The 13846-nt window shown below is 62.6% G+C and carries 11 protein-coding genes; 4 read left to right on the top strand and 7 right to left on the bottom strand.

Features of this window, described 5'->3' with window-relative positions:
• Positions 1-165: 165 nt before the first annotated feature.
• From K5K93_RS02455 to K5K93_RS02445, 3 genes are all read right to left on the bottom strand, one after another.
• Positions 166-1494: an XRE family transcriptional regulator gene (locus K5K93_RS02455; protein WP_222389644.1), complete on the bottom strand. Its 1329-nt coding sequence runs from the start codon at positions 1492-1494 to the stop codon at positions 166-168.
• A 779-nt stretch (positions 1495-2273) separates the two neighbouring features.
• A complete protein-coding gene (locus K5K93_RS02450; protein ID WP_222389642.1) occupies positions 2274-3134 on the bottom strand; it encodes an IS3 family transposase in 861 nt (286 codons plus the stop codon).
• Positions 3131-3424, bottom strand: coding sequence for a transposase (locus K5K93_RS02445; protein ID WP_222389641.1), 294 nt, complete (start codon positions 3422-3424; stop codon positions 3131-3133). Before K5K93_RS02445 ends, K5K93_RS02450 begins: the two co-directional genes overlap by 4 nt.
• 127 nt (positions 3425-3551) lie before the next feature.
• Here K5K93_RS02445 and K5K93_RS02440 point away from each other — a divergent pair, with 127 nt between their 5' ends.
• Both K5K93_RS02440 and K5K93_RS02435 read left to right on the top strand, forming a co-directional pair.
• Complete coding sequence (locus K5K93_RS02440) at positions 3552-3788, top strand: hypothetical protein (protein WP_222389639.1); 237 nt, start codon at positions 3552-3554, stop codon at positions 3786-3788.
• Between the two features lie 82 nt (positions 3789-3870).
• Positions 3871-4110, top strand: a complete 240-nt coding sequence (locus tag K5K93_RS02435) for a hypothetical protein (protein ID WP_222389638.1) — start codon at positions 3871-3873, stop codon at positions 4108-4110.
• Here the strand turns inward: K5K93_RS02435 and K5K93_RS02430 are convergent, their stop codons facing one another.
• Both K5K93_RS02430 and K5K93_RS02425 read right to left on the bottom strand, forming a co-directional pair.
• Positions 4111-4659 (bottom strand): hypothetical protein, encoded by a 549-nt coding sequence (locus tag K5K93_RS02430; protein WP_222389636.1) that lies wholly within the window; start codon positions 4657-4659, stop codon positions 4111-4113.
• Between the two features lie 293 nt (positions 4660-4952).
• Positions 4953-5663 carry a hypothetical protein gene (locus K5K93_RS02425; protein ID WP_222389634.1) on the bottom strand — a complete coding sequence of 237 codons (711 nt, stop codon included), beginning with the start codon at positions 5661-5663 and terminating at the stop codon, positions 4953-4955.
• A 579-nt stretch (positions 5664-6242) separates the two neighbouring features.
• On the opposite strand from K5K93_RS02425, the gene K5K93_RS02420 reads away from it, so the two are divergent.
• Both K5K93_RS02420 and K5K93_RS20225 read left to right on the top strand, forming a co-directional pair.
• On the top strand, positions 6243-6599 hold the full coding sequence (locus K5K93_RS02420; RefSeq protein ID WP_080148792.1) for a hypothetical protein: 357 nt from the start codon (positions 6243-6245) through the stop codon (positions 6597-6599).
• Positions 6600-6623: 24 nt separating this feature from the next.
• Positions 6624-7100, top strand: coding sequence for a hypothetical protein (locus tag K5K93_RS20225; protein WP_261311908.1), 477 nt, complete (start codon positions 6624-6626; stop codon positions 7098-7100).
• Positions 7101-7147: 47 nt separating this feature from the next.
• Here the strand turns inward: K5K93_RS20225 and K5K93_RS02410 are convergent, their stop codons facing one another.
• Together K5K93_RS02410 and K5K93_RS02405 are read right to left on the bottom strand one after the other, a co-directional pair.
• Positions 7148-10885 (bottom strand): autotransporter outer membrane beta-barrel domain-containing protein, encoded by a 3738-nt coding sequence (locus K5K93_RS02410; RefSeq protein WP_222389632.1) that lies wholly within the window; start codon positions 10883-10885, stop codon positions 7148-7150.
• Between the two features lie 283 nt (positions 10886-11168).
• Positions 11169-13820: an excinuclease ABC subunit UvrA gene (locus K5K93_RS02405; protein WP_222389631.1), complete on the bottom strand. Its 2652-nt coding sequence runs from the start codon at positions 13818-13820 to the stop codon at positions 11169-11171.
• Between the last annotated feature and the right edge of the window lie 26 nt (positions 13821-13846).

Raw genomic sequence — 13846 nt, 5'->3', positions numbered from 1 at the left:
GGCCATAAAGAGCGACCATCCCGATCTCCGCTAGCTGAATGTCCTTTGCAATCCACAGACTCTGCTCGCGCCCTGTCTTACGTCGCATCGGTCGCGCCCGATGTCGCGTCTTGAGCGGTGCTTTCATCTAGAGCGTCTAGTTGGTGCTTCCGAAGGGCTATGCCGTCATTGCGCTCTCACGCTCGGGAAGAGACCCCTTAAGCTCGGGAGCCTATCAGCAAGGCTATCGATATCAATATTAAGATATCTGGCAGCGCTATCTTCAGAGATAATTTCCGCATCCAAGGCTGCAACGACATTCTCTGCAAACTTTCCGCGCCGCGAAAACGGAGTCCTGTGATCAGGAAAGAAATCCACCGTGGAGTTCTCGCGGGCCGTCCACTCGTCGGAGGGGAGTGGGTCGATGTGTCCCACATTGATTACTTTGCCGGTGCAGTTTGAAATATGATGCCTTGCGGCTGAAAAACTAAGGCCGAAGTGGCTCATGATGTCACTTAGACCTTCTTCCGGGCTAGCCGCAGCCTCAAATCGCCTGGCGGTCGCGACTGGCGGCGCCAGAAGCGCTATTGCGAATGCGTTGGCCCTCGCCTCGACGCGATCTGAATTTCTAGCAGGCTGCGAATTTAAGCTTTTATAATCATCGACAGTGATATGTTCAAGCCTCTCCTCTGAATCCCAGAAAAGGTGCGCCAATTCATGTGCCAATGTCGCTCGCCGCACCCAAACATTGGCGTTGGGTCCGTTAATATTTAGTACGATGCCGCGCTCCCCGGCGACCGCGATCGTTGCGCCTGCAATCTTTGGCGACAATTCTGTTTGCACGACCGCAATGTCGATCGCTTCACACAGATCACGCAGGGATGTGATGGGTTCATCCGGCGACAGGTCCAGAATTTTTCGAGTTTCATTAGCGAGATAATATCCCTGCTTATATGCTGGATAACCTGGGCTTCCGTAGTTATCGCTCGGAGCGAATTTCCTCAAAGCCTCGGATTTCGATCGTCCGCATTCTTTCATCAGGCGATACTGTGTACGTATAACCCAAGAGGCTTCGGAAAGTGCACTCACAGAGTTCACGGAAAGAGTTCCCTCTCTCAGTGCTTTGAGTCTACCGGCCAGCTGATCATTTCCGTTGGCTCCCGCGGAATAAGACAAAATCCGCTCATCTAGGCCCAATACGATCGCGAGTCGCTCGAGATTTTGAATGGGATTAACGCGAGAACGATCCTCAGCGTCTTTGACTTCCTGCTCTCTAAGCTTTGCTCGCTTGGCAACGTCTTTCGCCGTCAATCCAAGCGATTCACGCGTGCGTCGAAGGGTCTCAGACGGCTCACATAAGGATGACGCAAGTGGTATCACGCCTTCATCCAGCACCCTGGCAAGAACTTCGTCACCGAAAGCCGAGCGAACCTCAAACTCTGTGAGTACATGTCCATTGGCTTTTGGGTTACTCCGCACTGCCAAATTGTCCTGACTACGAACAAACATCGTCATACTTCCCCCTCGTCTGTAGTCAGAGCAGTCCATTCCTCACTGCGAATCACGCGTGAAGGGGTGCCGGCGCCCTCATCCCAACCCGCGCTACATACTCTGTAGCCCGCGTGCATGAAGCCTCTGACGGCCGCATCCCACTCGGATGCGTCTTGCGCGGGAAAGCGACCAGAGCCACCGTTGATCCAGACGGAATACTCATCTCTGAACCACATCTCGCCGCCAATGTAAGCAGGCTCTTTACCGGAAAAATTAGTGTGTGCCATGCGCTTCCGCCCAAGCGACAACCCTAAAGATCCATACTCTAGCGCGCAGGCCACGTCCGCCCTCAGGACCAGCCAAAGGTACTTTCCCTCTTGGCCCCCGCTTTCAGAACAGAAAATGCAATCATGACTTGGAGCCTCTCGGAGAGAAAATACCTCATCGTGGCCCATCAGGCACACATCCTCATCCTCATGGACCTTGGGTATCGCTGGAGCGCGAAGCTGGGCGAAGGCTCTCAAGTCATCAAAATGTGGCGAAGCTTGCGGTTGCTGCATGAGGTCCGAATCCTTGACCGAGCTATGCATTTCATCGTGTTGGACAGGTGGTATTGACTCGAATTCTATCAGACTAGAGGGACTGCTAGTGGCGATCTGGAATTTGGGCGCCGATGCTTGGGAACGCGTGACTGCTTCAATTGGGCTAGTGGTTGACCTAGGCATCTTTGGTTGCCCCTACCAGTCCCTGGTCCTTGCGCACAACTGATCTGGCTCCCTGAAAACGGACGCCATGAAGCCGTTTCAGGCGGCAGCCCTGAGCTGCCGGGCGTAGGCATTGGGCGATTGATAGCCCAGTGCCGAGTGTAGCCGGGCGGGATTGTAGAAGCCGTGGATGTAGGTGGCGAGGGACTGGCTGGCCTGCTCCCGGCTTGAGTAAGGATCAGCGGCCTCTTCGGCCTTGAGCGTGGCAAAAAAGCTCTCGGCTACTGCGTTGTCCCAGCAATTGCCAGGCCGGCTCATGCTTTGGACCACCCCGTGGGATTGCAGGAGCCGGCGAAACTCATTGCCCCAGTATTGCCCGCCTCGATCCGAATGGAAGATCAGGCCAGGCCGTTGTGGATGCAGGGCCCAAGCGTTGGCAAAGGCTTTCACCACCAGGTCCTCGGTCATCCGGCCGGAAGTGCTGTAGCCCAGCACCTGTCGGGTCTGGACGCTGATGACTACCGCCAAATGCAGCCAGCCCTGACGGGTGGCGACATAGGTGATGTCTCCGACCCACGCCGTCGGCCCGGCACCAGGAGCGAATTTTCGATCCAGCAGATTCGGGGCGAGGGTCAAACTTCCGGCCGAAGCGTTGCGCCGCCAGCGCCCCTTGGTCTTACCCTGGATGCGCTCCTCGGCCATCAGCCGCGCCACGCGCTTATGGCCGATGTGATGATTCCGGTCGCGCAGGGCCCTGACCAGCCGATGTCGTCCATAGCTGCGCTTGCTGGCCGCATGGATAGCCCGAAGCTCGGCACGGAGTGCTGCATCGGGGTCGGCGGCTGCGCCGGACTGTCGGCGCAGATAGTCATGGAATCCAGAGACGGATACTCCGAGAACACGGCACAGCACCCGAGTCGGGTAGCGAGTCCTATGGCTGGCGACGAAGGCGTACCTCACTTGGGCTCTTTGGCAAAGAACGCCGCCGCTTTTTTTAGGATTTCCCGCTCCATCCTCAGGTTGGCGTTCTCGGCCCGCAGGCGGCTGATCTCGCTTTCCAGGTCGGTGGCCGGTCTACGGGCCTCCGAGGTCAGCGACCGGCCGGCCCGAACAGCGTCGACCCAATTGGCCAGCGTTTTGACCGACATCTCCAGTTGTCGGGCCGCTGCGGCTGGGCCGAGTGACTCGGCCAGCGCCACAGCCTGGTGCTTGAACTCATCGGTGTAGCTACGGCGGGTGATACGGGACATAAAAGGACCTCCAAGTGCGATCAAAGTATCGCTTCTTGGCGTCCGCTCACGGGGAGCCAGATCAGATCTGCTGAAGCGTGTGGCGCTCAATGCAAAAGACGTAGTCCTTCCTTCTGAAGTTACCGACTTGCTTGACGAAGACGCCATTAGGGAAATCGCGAGGTTGAATTTTGCTCTTGATGCGATAAGAGGAACTGTGGCGCGTGGCCAGGGCTACATTGCGGACTACAAGGGCGACGTGAATCGAAAAATTGACGACACCGACATGAAAGTTACAAGGGATATCTTGGGCTTTGCGATGAGAGCCCACGAGAACTGCACCGAATTTAAGAAGCTCGTCGCGGTCGCGAGAAGATCTCTGTAAGAGTGCGTCCATGTGCCCCCTGCCTCTGTCCAAGCCTCTGCTCCGAGGAAACCCGCCAGTGGCTTTGAGATGCCGGATCGATGTGGCACGTAAAGCGCTGAACGTCAGCAGCGACGCGGAATTCGCACGCCAGCTCGGCGTATCGCGCGGAACAATTTCGCTGCCCGACACGGTGATGTGCGCAAACTTGGCTGGGCTGACGGGACTGCCGTTGACGCGCGTCCTAGGGATCGTCGACGAGGCGCGTGCCGTCAGCCGAGAGGAGAAAGCGGTATGGCGGAAGCTGGCAGCGACCGCAGCTGGCCTGCTCCGCCAACTGTGACTAGTCCTTTTTCGGAAGGCGCGATACAAGTTCTTTTCGGGTAGAACAGATCACGTCGTGGGTGCAATTTGCCTGTCTATAGAAATAGAATCCAACCGCCACGGCGGCTGCAAGCCCAACAATTCCAAGGATGACCCAAGCCTCCGGAAAACGGAGTGACGCAAGAATCGTAGCGCCGAGCAGGAAGGCGGGGGCAGCCCACATCATGGCAAGCTCAAAGTAGAGAGTCGTGGCGAGTCTACTCATGTATCGATACCCAACCGGCTCTTTATCTAGGACCTGCGACAGATAGCTATACCAGTTCTCCAAAACCTGATGCGCCTCCTCCTTTCTATTGTCCCACTTGACCTCAAGCTTAGTTCCTTGCGCCTCGAAAAACGTACCGGCTACGATTGCGGCAGAGAAGATCAGGGCATGTCCAAGAGTGGAGTTTGAGTCGAAGCCAAGGGTTGCCTTTGTGTGCTGGACGAGCGCGAGCAACCAAGGCGTGATGGCGATCAGGCCTGGCACCAAAATCCCAAGGACCGTCCGTGTCAGCGTAAATGGCATAGTTCCCTCAGCGAATGCTAGTCGAGCCGATCCAAGAGCAGATTCAGCACGCAGAATTGCCAGTCAAAGCTTGAGTGAAATCAACTTTGCGTCATCGAGGCGTCGTGTTCAAGTATCTTCCGCGGCTGCTGGGACGGCTAGGCGTGTGGGCTGGGAGTTATCCGGGCAGTCGGGCTCCGGACAGTGCCAGCGCCTCTGAAGGATGCAGCGGCCCCTATCCTCAATAGACACCCTAGTCGCCGGCACCGAAGAAACGTGTCAGCTCGAGGCTTGATGCTTACCGAGACTCAACCCTATTGCGTTGTTCGGATAGGCATCACACCCTTTCGCGCAATCTCCAACCTTCCAACATCGCCAACAGGCACAAGCACAGCTGCTTTCCGCGCCGGGTCCCACAGTGCATAGCTATCACCAAGCCGTCCAATCAGGCTAAGGCCGCCCTGCACCTTTCCATCAACAGTCACGGCCGTCACGTGCTTGCCGCCCCCAGAGGAAATCGTCCCGGCACGCTCGGAACCAAGCGTGATTGACACTATCGAAACGTAGACCAGCATCACCAAGGCATAGATCAGCCAAGGGGAATCTTTCACCGTCGCGGGTACTACCGGCGAAAGTTGCACGATCAGCGCACAGATGATCGTCAGAAGAAGCCCTATCAGAAGAGGCCACGAGTTCGACCACCAGAGCAGCAGCCCCAGGCCAGTGAAGAAAAGTATCGGAAACAGCCATGCGAACAGCTTGCTTTTGGCGCTGCCGCTCGTCACCTTCGTCTCCACCCAGCCGCCAAACAGCAAGGCCACCAGCAAGAGAAACAGCACCATGCCAATGCCGGCCAGGCCAGCCAAGGCCAGTTCGCTCACGGCAACAAACTGAAAGGGATCAAGGCCAAAGTGACCCCAGTACGCCTTCAGATAGAGCGCGCCCTGAATCAAGCCAAACGTGACGACAGCCGAGCCCCAGCCAGCCACATCGGCCATCGTTAATCCTTTTTGCGTACTTTCCATGTACTCCCCCTATCAAGCGCCCCTGACGCATCCAGGATAGTGCCATGTCGTGGAGCGCGGCGTCAGCCACGCAGCGCACTCTGATTGCCGCAGATAGGAGCAGACCTCAAGGGAGCATCGAGGGTTCGCCCCGCCCATCCATTTGTCGCGTCTGCCCTACTCCCGGTCAGGGCATGTCGGTACCGGCACAAAATATGCGGGCTAATCGGCACCGTCGGCAGCCCTTGCACGCCAAGCCTCTAGCACCCTTCCCCGGCATACAACGATTCTGAAAACGTCGAAAACGGTGACGGCATTGCCCTTACTGTATTGGCATCGCGCACAACCGGGCGTATTCCTTGCCATGCCACCGAACACCGGTGGTCGGGCCTCGAAATCCCGGTTGTGTAATCGTGACTTACGCTTGCCAGTCGGCACCATCGCTAAGGTGGTGCCGGCTGGCAATCCGTCTGCCGGCTATGGCGGGCGGTGCGTGGAGGCCTTGCGCCTGCCGGTCTGATTGCACGCCGGATTTCGAGCCACGCATCGTCCGCCACCTTTATCGGTGGCGGCTTCTGCCTGCACGCAAGGAGCCCTGCCATGACCACGCCCTACTCCCCTGCCCCACAGCCCATCCACGAGGCGCCCTCGGCCGGGCCTGCAGTGGACCCCAACACCCTCATCGCGCTGCTGCACAGCATCGGCTCGGGTGTGGCCGCCAACGGTCAGCCCTGGCCAGAGCGGCATCAGCTGCGTGGCCGGCAGATGGCGCTGGCCGATGCCGACTGCTCGCTGACGGGCCTGCGCGTGGTGCTGGAAGTGCTGCTGGCCGCAGAACGCACCCGCCAGAACGGCGAGCCGGAGCAATACGTCGGCGACCGGGTGATGGAAGGGCTGATCATGGCCGGCCTGGGGCTGGCAGCCCACGCCAGCGAACGGCTGCAGCCGGCAGACTGAAGGACTGCCCTGGTGGAACCCGAAATGAAGGTGCGCCACGGGGTGATGTGGGCGCTCTTTCTGGCGCTGGTCGTTGCCGTGCAGATGCACTTGCCAGAGCCCGTTGAGCCCGAAGTGCTCGCGTACCGTGATGTACCCGATGAGACATTCCGGACGCTGCGCCGTCACGCGCTTCGATTCGCAGAGGCACGGACGCGGGACGGTTTCGAGTTCCTGGAGGGGGCGCCCGCTTCGGCTTCCTTCCAGATCCTGTGCAAGGGTGTGCCGGTGCTGCACGTGCAGAGGCAGCCGCCGCTTCTGCTGATCAGGGTTGCGCTGGGTGCCGAGCAACGGGCGCCTGCGATCTACCCCCTGCAGGCCACGCTGCAATGGTCACTGGTGCCGTTGACCTATCTGGAGCAGGTCCTGTCTGGCGTGCAGGAGCCTACGCTGCAGGATCGGCTGCTGCTGACGCTTGCTGGCGATGTGCCTGAGGATGAGCGGTGTGGCGTACGGCAGTAGAAGCCGCCCCGGCTTGGCGTCAGCCGGGGCGGCAGGGTGCGCTGGCTTTACCAGCGCACCTGCAGGCCGACGTTGCCGAACGCCCCGTCCCGGCTGACACCACTGCCATTGCCCAAGGAGCGCTCGCGGCCACCGGATACCTGCAGCTTGAAGCGGTCATTCAACCGGACGGTAACGCCAGCGCTCAACGACACTCGGTTTCCGCCTGCTTCCAGCGGAATCTGATCCTTGTCGGCGTATGTCACCGCCGAGCGCGCATTCGATGCGTGCCACACGTCCGCTGCGAGGTACGGCGCCCACTGCACGCCACCCGCGCCCTGGAACTGCCAGCTGCCGTTGATGCCCAGCCGCTCGCTCAGACCCTGCGAACTGCCAAGCGATACGCGGCCTGCGGCGTCCTGCGCTGCATCGAAACGCACCTTCTGCCAGACCAGCTGGACCTCCGGCTGGAGCGTGAACTGCCCTTTGCCGGCCTGCATGACAAACGGATGGCCCGCCTCGAGCGACGCCAGGTAGCCTTCGCCGTGGGTATCGAGGCTGACCGGCCCCGCGCTGGCGGAACCGCCGTAGCGCGTCAGCTGGACGACGGCATCCAGATAGCCGCCACTGCTGCCCGCGCCCGTCAGGGTGAGGCCGGCACTGGTGGCGTGCAGGTCAACGCTGCCGGTTGCGCCACGCACATAGCGGGTTCGCTCATCGTTGGTGTAGATGCCCTGGACCTGCACATTGCTGCTTGCGTGCGACAGGTAGCCGCCCGCCCGCCAGTTCGTGCCTGCCGACGCGGCAGCCTGCCAGAAATCACTTCCGACCTGCAGCGCATCCAGCCTGCCCTTCGCTTCGGGCGCAACGATGGAATCGTACCCGTTGTGCAGGCTGCGGCCCGCCACCCGTACCCAGGCAGCGCGACGCGCGTCGCCAGCGGCGGCGGCTTCTGCCCTGTCACGCCGGTTGCCCATTGCCAGTGTTCCCAGCTCGTGCGCAAGCGGCTGGAGGGTACCGTAGGTCGCCAGCTCGCGGCCGAAAATGGGCATGGCCACCGGAGGAACCGGGTCGGCCGGATGGGTCGGATCGACAGGATCGACCGGCGGCTGCACGACGAAGGCGTTGCGCAGATACCAGTTCTCGGCCGACTTGCCCTCCAGGTCGCCGCGGAAGAGCCCGTACCCGAAGGCACCATTTCGTGCATGGTTTCCCAGCTTGAATGCCTCGGCCGACGTAGTGCCCCCATTGATGGCGGCAACCACCAGGATGCCATCGGCGACGGTGTGGCCTTCCGCGCCGCTGGTGTTGTGAACGCGCACGGTGGTGCTGCCGCTGGCGACGCCGCCATCGATCACCAGCTGGCTGCTGGGCGATGCGTCCTCGCCCAGCCAGGTGTTCAGTTCCAACTGCCCCTGCTGGCCAACGTAGTTGCCGTGAATGGTCAGGTGGCCATAGTCATTTCCGCTGCCCGGACGAATGGTTCCGGCATTGACTACGTCACCATGAATCGTGCCGTTGCCGCTCAGGGTGGCAGTGCTGGCCACTTCGGTTGCCGAGCGGATGCTGCCATCGACCTGTAGTGCGCCACCAAGCACGCGGGTGGCGCCGGTGTATGCCTGGTCATCGGCGATGCGCAGGGTGCCCGTACCCATCTGCACCAGGCCGCCAGCGCCGCTCACGGCATTGCCCAGCACGAAGTCGTCGCTGCGATTGAATTCCAGCCGGCCTTGGTTGTCGATTGCACCCGTCACGCTGCCGGTGGTGCCGCCGTTGCCCACACGTAATGCACCGGCCGCGATGAGCGTGCCGCCGGTGTAGGTGTGGTCGGCGTCCAGCACGGTGGTGCCCGAGCCGATCTGGCGCAGCGCACCGTCGCCGCCGACGCGCGCGGAGAGCACGAACGTATCGTTGCGGTCGACGTCCAGATGCGTGCCACTGGCCTGGCTGACATCGCCAGCCAGCGTGCCGCGCGAGCCGCCATCACCAACCTGCAGCGTGCCAGCCTCCACCCGGGTGCCGCCGCCATGGGCGACGTTGCCGGACAGCACAACGGTACCGCTGCCAGCCTGCAGCAGCTCGCCGCCGCCGGAGATGTTGGCGGACAGGGACATGCGGTCACCACGGTTGAGGGTGAGCAGGGCGTTGTTGACGATGTCGCCGGCCACGTTGCCGGTTGTGCCGCCATCGCCAAGCACCAGTTCACCCTGTTCAATCCGGGTCGTACCGGTATGGGTGCTGTCCGCGGTAAGGGCGAGGCTGCCGTTGCCACGCTTGATCAGCTGGCCGCCTTCCCCACGCAGGGCGGTGGCCAGGGTGACCGCGTTGCCGTTGGTGTCCAGAACGGCGCCTGCGGTACCCAGCGCCTCCAGTCGCGCGGAGATGTCCTCGTGGCTGCCAGCAGCCCACTGCAGGCCGCCGCCATCAAGGACGATGCTGCCAGTGCCCAGGTTGCTGCCGGACTGGAATCGGATCAGGCCTTGATTGACGCGCGTGGACCCGCTGTAGGTGTTGGCGCCGGTCAAGGCCAGCACGCCCTCGCCTGTCTTGGTCAGGGTGCCTGCATTGCCTCGGACCTGACCACTGACGGTCATCAGGGCATCGCCGCCGTCGACGCGGAACACGTGCTGGCCGCTTGCGGCCAGCACCACCGGAACGTTGACCAGCATGTCCTGCCCTGCGGCACGGTTGCCCAGCACGCCATCATTGAAGGTGATCGCACGGGTACCAGCGCCAGCGCCGGCCAGGATGCTGCCGGCGTGCAGCGCACCACCCTCGAGGGTGATGTTCGCGGACACGGTGCCTGTCGTGCCGGTGCGGTTGCCCATGGTGATGCTGTTGGCCAGCACGCTGCCGCCCTCGCCAATATTCAGGCGCCCGTTCGAGCCGCCCGTGCCTGAGGTGCCGCTTCGTGCGCCAAGCATGATGGTATTGGCCTCGAGCACGCCCCGGCCCAGGCTCAGGGTGCCATTTGCAGAGCCATTGCCGTACAACGCGCCCGCAATGTTCAGGGCGTCCACCTTTGCATCAATCGTGCCGCGACGCAGGTCGACATTGCCGGTGGCGTCGTTGTAATTGCTGCTGTTTCCCGTGCCAATGTTCCAGCTGCCCACGGCGCTGCTGCCGTCCGAGCCGCGCAGGGTGAGGGTTCCCTCCGTGACCGAGTCCTGGAACGTCAGGGTGCCGGAACTCTGGTTGCCTCCAAGGATGATCCTGTCCGCGTAGATCGTATTGTTCCGGCCCAGGCGCACGGTGCCCTGATTGGTGGCATTTGCGCTGATGCTACGACCCACATCGCCGATGCCGAAGTATGAAGCACGGATGAGGTTGCTACCCGAGGCCAGCGTGACGGCTCCCGTGGTAGCACCGGTCTGATTCCAAGCGCCGCCAACAGCACGCCCACCCACGCTGTAGACGCCCTGGGCATTGTCGAAGACGTAGTTTGAAAGGCCGCTGAGGTCCAGATTCTGCGTGCCGCGGTTCACCGTGCCGCCGATACGGAACGAGTTTGCCTGCTGGATCAGCGTGCCGCCCTCGCCCCTGACAATACCTGTCGCGCCGTCGGCAACAAGGATATTGTCTACAATTCGCGTTCCATCGCTGATGTCAACCGGAGCCGCGGGAAACTGCAGCGTCTCCGCAGCGGCTGCGCCGCTCCACGCCAGCGCGATAGCAGTAGCCAGCTGCAGCGGGCGCAGTGAAGCGTGTCGACCGGCCTTGACGCGCGTGCGGCGGGTGGCAACTTCTGAGGCGACGAGCCATCGACCGGCGGCCGCATCCCAGGCGATTGCATGAATAGTGTTCATGAGGCTCTCCTCGAAGTGACATGGATGCTGGAGGGCTTCCTGAACCGTTCGAAAGAACGGAAAGGAAGCTCCCAGCTGACACTTGAGAGGTTAGAGAGGGCCACTTGGGAGCCGAATCGGACTCGTCCCAAAAACATTGGGAAAGGGGCCAGGCAGGCAGGCTTGTTCAGCGTGCCAGGAGCCTACGCTGCAGGATCGGCTGCTGAGGCTTGCTGGCGATGTGCCTGAGGATGAGCGGTGCGGCGTGCAGAGGCAGGGGTGCAGCCCAGGCGACGCCCCCGCCTCACCCGCCCTGCCCCAGCTCGCGCGCAAGGAACGGCGCCGTCCTGCTGCCCTTGGCGCGGGCCACCTGTTGCGGCGTTCCCTTCGCCACGATGGTGCCGCCCGCAGCGCCTGCGCCAGGCCCGACGTCAATCACCCAGTCCGCCTGCACGACCGCGCGCATGTCATGCTCGATCATCACCACCGTATTGCCCGCGTCCACCAGCCGCTGCAGCTGCACCAGCAGCCTGTCCGCGTCCGATGCATGCAGGCCGGTGGTGGGCTCGTCCAGTACGTACAGCGTGCGCCCGCGCTGGCTGCGTTGCAGCTCGGTGGCCAGCTTGATGCGCTGGGCTTCACCGCCTGAAAGCTCCGTGGCCGGCTGGCCCAGCCGCAGGTACCCCAGCCCAATTTCCTGCAGCAGCTGCAACGGGCGGGCAATGGCCTCTTCCCCGATGAAGAACGCGTGCGCCTGGTCCACCGTCATCTGCAGGACTTCGGCGATGTTGCGCTCATTCCACAACACCTTCAGCGTCGCCTCGTTGTAGCGGGCGCCATGGCAGGTGGGGCACGGCGCATAGACGCTGGGCATGAACAGCAGTTCGACGCTGACGAAACCTTCGCCTTCGCAGGTCTCGCATCGGCCCTTGGCCACGTTGAACGAGAAACGGCCCGCGTCGAAACGCCGACGGCGCGCGGCGGGCGTGGCGGCGAACAGCTTGCGCACGTGGTCGAACAGCCCGGTATAGGTGGCCAGGTTGGAGCGTGGCGTGCGGCCGATGGGCTTCTGGTCCACCTGCACTACCCGCTGGATGGCACCCACATCGCCAGCCAACCGGCCCCGGGTCGCTTCGATCACGGTCGGTGCATCGGTGGGCCCACTCTCGGCGCTGCTGTCCTCGGGCTCATGCCCCAGGTGCAGCAGCACCAGCTCGGGCAGTGCCTGTGCCATCAGGCTGGATTTGCCCGATCCTGAAATGCCGGTCACTGCGGTCAGCAACCCCAGCGGCACCTGCGCGTCCACACCCTGCAGGTTATGGCGGTGGATGCCCTTCAATTCCAACCAGCTGCTGGCGCTGCGCTGCCGGCTGGCGGCCGCGGGCACCTGATCGAACAGATACCGGGCGGTGCGCGATTCCTGGACCTTGCGCAGGCCGTCGGGCTCGCCACTGTAGAGAACGCGCCCGCCGTGCTCACCCGCCTCCGGGCCAACATCCACCAGCCACTGCGCGCGGCGCATCAGCTCCAGGTCGTGCTCGACAACGAACACCGAGTTTCCGCCGTCGCGCAACCGGTCCAGCGCGTCGTACAGCGCCTGGCTGTCGGCGGGGTGCAGGCCGGCCGAGGGTTCATCAAGCACGTACAGCACGCCAAACAGCAGCGAGCTGAGCTGCGTGGCCAGCCGCAGGCGCTGCAGTTCGCCGGCCGACAATGTTGGCGTGGCGCGATCCAGCGAGAGATATCCCAGGCCCAGGCCTCGCAGCTGGTGTACGCGCGCCATGACGCCGCCTGCCAGCCGCTGTGCGGCCAAGCGCTTCTCTTCCGACAGGGCCGAGGTCAGCCGAACGTCGGGGGCCCCAGCATGGACAGGGCGGCCGCTTGCAGCCCGCTGCGTGCGATCGCGTTTGGTGGTGCTGCCGCTGGTACGTGCGCCGCGGCTGTGCGCGCTGAAATCGCCCTGCGCGATGGGCTCCAGCAGGTCCGCCAACTGGTCCAGCGGCAAACGCATGAACTCGCCGATATCCACACCGGCAAAGGTGACCGAAAGCGCCTCGGGTTTCAGGCGCTTTCCGTGGCAGGCGGGGCACAACCTGCCTTCCATGTAGCGTGAAACGCGCTTGCGCATCAGCGCGCTCTGGGTGTTGGCAAAGGTGTGCAGCACGTAGCGGCGCGCACCGGTATAGGTGCCCATGTAGCTGGGTTCCAGCTTGCGCTTCAGTGCGGCACGTGTCTCTGCGGGCGTGAAGCCGGCATAGACCGGCACGGTTGGCGTTTCCTCGGTGAACAGGATCCAGTCGCGGTCCTTCTTCGGCAGCTTCTTCCACGGCGCATCGATGTCGTAGCCCAGCGTGACCAGGATGTCGCGCAGGTTCTGGCCATGCCATGCCGGCGGCCACGAGGCGATGGCGCGCTCACGGATGCTCAGCGATGGGTCCGGCACCATCAGCGCTTCGGTCACCTCGTACACATGTCCCAGGCCGTGGCAGGTGCTGCAGGCGCCCTGCGGCGTATTGGGCGAGAAGTCCTCGGCGTACAGCATGGGCTGGTTGGCCGGGTAGGCCCCGGCGCGCGAGTACATCATGCGCACCAGGCTGGACAGCGTGGTCACGCTGCCCACCGAGGAACGTGCATTGCTGGCGCCGCGCTGCTGCTGCAACGCCACCGCCGGCGGTAGCCCGTCGATGGCATCCACATCAGGTACGCCCGCCTGGTCGATCAGGCGCCGCGCGTATGGCGCTACGGACTCGAAGTAGCGCCGCTGCGCCTCGGCGAAGACGGTACCGAAGGCCAACGACGACTTGCCCGAACCCGACACCCCGGAGAACACCACCAGTGCATTGCGCGGAATGGAGACATCGACATTCTTGAGGTTGTGCTCGCGCGCGCCGCGCACCTCCACGCAACCGTTGGCTGCGGCCGCGCATGAGGATTCACCGAAAGGGTTGTTGGACATCGTTGCGTTCCTGCAGGCAGTGAGCG

Origin of the sequence: Stenotrophomonas sp. DR822 (assembly GCF_019793815.1) — a bacterium.
Taxonomy (GTDB): Bacteria; Pseudomonadota; Gammaproteobacteria; order Xanthomonadales; family Xanthomonadaceae; genus Stenotrophomonas; species Stenotrophomonas indicatrix.
Note: the sequence above shows the minus strand (reverse complement) of the source record. Positions and strands in the feature narration are given on the sequence as shown.